General features: G+C 49.4%; 4 protein-coding genes. 3 read left to right on the forward strand and 1 reads right to left on the reverse strand.

Annotation, left to right across the window (positions count from 1 at the left end; genetic code table 11):
• Positions 1 to 88 precede the first annotated feature (88 nt).
• Entirely contained in the window at positions 89 to 1,504 is a 1,416-nt protein-coding gene (locus JGK39_RS32260) for an FAD-binding oxidoreductase (RefSeq protein ID WP_293298825.1), read from the reverse strand.
• A gap of 97 nt (positions 1,505 to 1,601) precedes the next feature.
• Here JGK39_RS32260 and JGK39_RS32265 point away from each other — a divergent pair, with 97 nt between their 5' ends.
• From JGK39_RS32265 to JGK39_RS32275, 3 genes are all read left to right on the forward strand, one after another.
• On the forward strand, positions 1,602 to 3,065 hold the full coding sequence (locus JGK39_RS32265; protein WP_293298828.1) for an ATPase domain-containing protein: 1,464 nt from the start codon (positions 1,602 to 1,604) through the stop codon (positions 3,063 to 3,065).
• A gap of 784 nt (positions 3,066 to 3,849) precedes the next feature.
• Positions 3,850 to 4,221: a response regulator gene (locus tag JGK39_RS32270; protein ID WP_293261073.1), complete on the forward strand. Its 372-nt coding sequence runs from the start codon at positions 3,850 to 3,852 to the stop codon at positions 4,219 to 4,221.
• Complete coding sequence (locus tag JGK39_RS32275; protein ID WP_293298831.1) at positions 4,218 to 5,378, forward strand: HAMP domain-containing sensor histidine kinase; 1,161 nt, start codon at positions 4,218 to 4,220, stop codon at positions 5,376 to 5,378. Before JGK39_RS32270 ends, JGK39_RS32275 begins: the two co-directional genes overlap by 4 nt.
• Positions 5,379 to 5,508: the final 130 nt, after the last annotated feature.

The following is a 5,508-nucleotide window of genomic DNA, read 5'->3' on the forward strand; positions in this document are numbered from 1 at the left end:
TGAAGTCCTCACTACGAACCTTAAATTCCTGGTTTGTAGTGAGGACTTTAGTCCTCTTCCTGGAATTTAAGAAGGACTGAAGTCCTCACTACGAACCTTTTAAGATAAAGCGATTTGGATTCAAAATATTTTCCGGGTCAAACTCTTGCTTGATCCGGCGCATTAGATCGATCGCACTTCCAGTATAGCCCCAAACATCAAACTCTGGCTTGATGTGGGTCGGCGCAGCCAAAACACTCAGAAAACCGCCTTTAGCTTCGCACCCTTTGCGTACCTCCAACAGCGTTTCGGCAGTCGCAGTCTCAAACCGCAAAACCCCCAAACCGCTGCCGGCATGAATCAAAGCGTCTTGTACCGGCAACTCATTAATTGCCTTGACTGATTCCGAGGGTCTGATACCTATTTTACAAATAATTGCTGATTTATTCGCAGAATTCCACACTGTTTCTCGCAGTCTTTGCCATAATTGATTCTCCTCATTTTCGCCGCAGCTAGTGCCTTGCAAGCCCAACTTTTCGCCAACTTCCAGCAAGCGGGCGGATTGTTGTTTAACACTTTCGGCGATGCTTTGAAACCTCACCGCTAATCCCGAACCTTTACCCGAACTCAATTTTTCTACTAACTGCGGTGACAGCAAATCAACGGCCGTCGGTGTCAGAGCAGAAGATAATAAGATTTGAGCAGCTTGGGCTAAAGCATTAGTTTCTCCTGTCAGTATGACAGTTCCCGATGATTCCGGCAGCGGATAAACTCGGAATGTTACTTGAGAAATGACGCCCAATGTGCCGTAGGAACCGGTCAACAGTTTCATCAAGTCGTAACCGGCGACGTTTTTAACGACTCGACCTCCGGCTGTAGCAATTTTACCGTCCGATCGCACAAAGCTAATTCCCAGCAGCAAATCGCGCACGCCCCGATAGCGGTGCCGCAGGGAACCCGTATCAGCAGTAGCGACAATCCCGCCCAAAGTTGCCTGTTGCGGATATGCTGGATCGATCGGCAAAAATTGACCTGATGCCCCTAAAATTTCCTGCAAATCCGCAAACTTCATCCCCGCCTCCGCAGTCACCGTTAAATCGCCCACAGCGTGTTCTACCAGCCGGTTCAGGCGCGCCGTACTTACAGCAACGATCCCCCCTGCATCAGGAGATCCCCCTAAATCCCCCTCCCGGGGGACTTTGACAACATCTTGCTCCCCCCTTGTTAAGGGGGGCTGGGGGGGATCGGGGTCAAATTGCACTAAACCGCCCCAATCGAGTTTGCTGCCACTCCCGCAAGGCAAAACGCCCCAGCGATTTCGCCCTGCACAAGCAATCACCGCCGCGAGTTCTTCTTGAGTATTGGGGTAAACGGTGCAGGCTATTTTTGTGCCCGGGGCAACTGCTTTTTCTATCCGTTCTTGCCAAAAAGCTTCTGTGTCTTGCCACAGACAGATGCCAGAAGTGCCGACAATACTTTCTAATTCTTGTGTGGTAACGTAATTTTCGGTAGAGAAAGATTTCATGAAGGTGATCGGACGCCCGGTAAAAAAAATAATCAAAACACGGCCTAAAACCATTAAATATTAATACGGGCCCCCTATTCTAAACATGAACAAACAAATGTCTCAAAACAGACTTTCTGTAGGAATTACCGGTCTCAACGAAGTGATTGGCGGCGGGCTGATTCCTCAGCGCTCTTATCTGGTACGCGGCGGCCCCGGTACTGGCAAGACTACCCTGGGCTTTCACTTTTTGTCCGCAGGCGTGGCTGTGGGAGAAACGCCCTTGTTTATTACTTTAGGAGAACCGGAAGCACAATTGCGCGCCAATGCCCAATGGCTCGGTTTTGACATCGAAGCGATAGCATTTCTCGATTTGAGCCCCTCCTCAGAATTTTTTACCGAAGTTCAGACTTATGACATTTTCTCTCCCTCCGAGGTAGAGCGAGAACCGACTACACAAAAAATTATCGAGCGAGTCCAAGCTGTCAAGCCGCAACGGGTGTTTTTGGATGCAATTACTCAATTTCGCTACCTAGCTGCGGATGAGTTTCAGTTTCGCAAGCAAGTTCTGTCTTTTCTGCGGTTTTTGGTGGAAGGGGGGGCGACGGTGGTGTTTACCTCGGAAGGTACATTAAGTGCTCCCGACGACGATTTGCAATTTATCAGCGACGGCGTAATTCACTTGGAATTGCGGCCTGAAGGGCGCACTCTGTCTGTCACCAAGCTGCGGGGCTCCAACTTCCAGGAGGGCCGCCATTCGCTGCGCCTGACTCAGGCTGGGATGGAGGTATTTCCGCGCCTGCTTCCTGACAACTATCAACAGGATTTTGTCGCTGAACCGATTTCTGCTGGGGTTCCAGAAATGGACGAACTGCTGCACGGGGGACTGGAACGCGGGACTGTGACGGTGATTACGGGGCCTAGCGGCGTGGGTAAGACGACGGTGGGGATTCAGTTTATGAAGGAGGCTGCTGGAAGAGGGGAGCGATCGGTAGTTTACATTTTTGAGGAGTCAATTTCTACTCTGCTGCGCCGCTGCGAATCAGTTAACATCCCGGTGGGGGCGATGATGGCCCAGGGAAGTCTTTCGGTGATACCGGTGGAACCTTTGCTGTACTCGCCGGATCAGTTTGCTCGCATGGTACGCCGAGAGGTGGAGCAGGAAAAGACGCGGATTGTGATGATTGACAGTATTTCTGGCTATCAGCTTTCGATGCGGGGGCAAGATTTGGTGAACAATTTGCACGCTTTGTGCAAGTATCTCAAGAATATGGGAGTCACGGTGATCTTGATTAATGAGGTAGAAGCCATTAGCGGAGATTTTCGGCTGACCGAGATCGGGATTAGCTATTTGGCTGATAATCTGATGTTTATTCGCTATCTGGAACGCCAACTGCATAATAGAACAGAAATCCGCAAGGCGATCGGCGTAATTAAAAAACGAGTCAGCAGTTTCGAGAAAACTCTGCGAGAACTGGATATTACTCGCTACGGCCTCAAAGTCAGCAAACCGATACGGGGGCTGCGCGGCATTTTGAGTGCGGCGCCGGTGTGGCCTGAGGGGGGAGCGGATGAAGATTGAATCGGGGTTTGCTGTGCTGTTTTTGGCGGAGTGCGGGTAATGAAAGCAGCCGTTAACCGACTGCTCAGCAGTGCGCGCACCTCGCACCTGGGCCTTAGTCTTGGAAAAGTTAAATATAGCAGATTCCATGTTTGTGAAGTACACGCCGAGCTCTCGAAGAGTAGCGTAGGGGCGCGGCGCCGTGCCTTTGGTCGTGTCAAATTAAGCCTCTAGTCCGCCAGTCCTTGCGCCCACCCGATAGTCCGGCAGGGAATGAATTCCCTGCCTCAAAGCGAAAGTCCACAGCGAGGAGGACTGAAAAACTCATCAGTCCTCTTTAGAGGACTTTCGCTATTAGACAGGGGTTTCAACCCCTGGCGGACTAGAGGCTTAAGCTGACACCTATAGGCAGTGCCGCGCGTCCCTGTTTGTGAAGTACACCCCGAGCTCTCGAAGAGTAGCGGTTAGACAAGGCGCCGTGTCCAAGGAGTGACAACTTAACGTTAAACCGATAGTCCGGCAGGGAATGAATTCCCTGCCTCAAAGCGAAAGTCCACAGCGAGGAGGACTGAAAAACTCATCAGTCCTCTAAAGAGGACTTTCGCTATTAGACAGGGGTTTCAACCCCTGGCGGACTAGCGGGTGGGCGCGAGGACTGGCGGACTAGAGGCTTAAGCTGACACCTATAGGCGAAGCGTAGCGGAGGGAGTGCCGCGCGTCCCTACCAGAGCTAAAATTGTGTATTTTACGACTTTTTATAGCTCGCCTAAAAGCAAGCTAAACCCTATTTAAAGGAAGGTGATAGATGACTGGCAACTCAATAATTTTAGCCGTAGACCGCAATCAGCGAAACTTGCAACTTTTAGCACAATTTCTTAACAAAGAAGGATACCATACGATCGCGGCTGATAGCTTTGAAGAGTTTGCACGAGCGATCGGCGAGCCTGCTAGGATCGGGATGGCTTTAGTAGATATTTCTGGTTTCGACCCCCGGATTTGGGACTGCTGCGAACAACTGCGAAATCACCAAATCCCTTTTCTGATACTTTCGCCCAGACAAAGCGCGGCCATTGGGCGCGAAAGCCTCTCCCGCGGTGCTCGGAGTATGTTGGTAAAACCTTTGATCGTTAGAGATTTGCTGTCCATTGTTCACAGCTTGCTAGGAGAACCTGCGTGAGTCAAATTTTATTGCTGGTCGAACAGAGAGAAAATCGCCGCTTGTTATTAGAATGGCTGGCAGTTCACTATGAGGTATTGCTGCCGAACTTAACGGAAAATATTGATGAATTTTTACCATTAAATCAATCTTTTGACATGGGTATAGTTGACGGTCTTGCCCTGAAACGGCACGGGCAATGGATCGCCGCCCAAAAACAGGCAGAACAACCGATGTGCTTGCCTTTTCTGTTGATTACATCCCGCTCGGATGTCGGCATGGCAACGCGATTTATTTGGCAAACTATTGACGATCTAATTATTGCTCCGATCGAGAAGATAGAATTGCAAGCGCGGGTGGAGATTTTGCTGCGAGCGCGCCAGTTGTCTTTAACTCTCAAACTGTCTCACGACCAAATCGATCGCACTTTGCAAACAGCCAAAGAACTCAACGATATGAAAACCTCTTTGCTGTACATGATTGCCCACGACGTTCGCAATCCTTTGAACTTCATCATCGGCACTACACAAGTTCTTACCGAGTACAAATCGAAATTAACAGATGAGAAAACACAACAACTGCTAGACAAAACTCAAGCTGCTGCCAAAGGCATCGATCAGTTATTAGATGATGTTCTGCTGCTCGGGCGAGTTGAGTCGGGAAAAATCGCGCTTTGTTTGCTACCGCTAGACTTGGCAAAGTTTTGCAATGAGTTGGTAGCGGAATTTCAGAGCAGCCTGAAGTTGAAACCTCAAAACGCTCCGGTGACGCTGATTTTTGTGAATCACTGTCAATCGGCGACGGCTTGTTTGGAAGCAAGCTTGCTGCGGCGCATTCTCAGCAATTTGCTGTCTAATGCTATTAAGTATTCTCCCCCAAATACTCAAGTAATTTTTGAATTAAAACTTACTGAAACTGAGGCTATTTTTTCGGTACAAGATGCCGGAATTGGCATACCTTTGGCAGACCAAGAACGGCTGTTTAATTCGTTTTTTCGGGCAAAAAATGTCGGTGTAATTCCCGGTACTGGACTGGGGCTGAGTATTGTTAAAAAATGTGTGGATTTGCACGGCGGCGAAATTGCGTTGAGCAGTGAAGAAGGTGTCGGTAGTACGTTTACGGTAACGCTGCCGATCGCCCAAATTGGAGAAGAGCAAGTCTCGCCCGCAACGCCTTAAACTAGATGCAGGTATTATCTTGGGATACGGTTTACTTAGGGCTTGCCGAAAAAGCCTAAAACCTTTACAGAGAAAGACTTTGACTGGTTTGAACGCTCCGCGTGTGCAAGCTTATGAGCTAAAATCTGTC

The sequence above is a fragment of the Microcoleus sp. PH2017_12_PCY_D_A genome, from assembly GCF_020738565.1.
Classification (GTDB): Bacteria; Cyanobacteriota; Cyanobacteriia; order Cyanobacteriales; family Microcoleaceae; genus Microcoleus.

Excerpts from the sequence above, each read along its gene's own strand:
- JGK39_RS32260 (WP_293298825.1), bottom strand. The coding sequence starts at position 1,504 with ATGAAATCTTTCTCTACCGAAAATTACGTTACCACACAAGAATTAGAA.
- JGK39_RS32265 (WP_293298828.1), top strand. The coding sequence starts at position 1,602 with ATGTCTCAAAACAGACTTTCTGTAGGAATTACCGGTCTCAACGAAGTG.
- JGK39_RS32270 (WP_293261073.1), top strand. The coding sequence starts at position 3,850 with ATGACTGGCAACTCAATAATTTTAGCCGTAGACCGCAATCAGCGAAAC.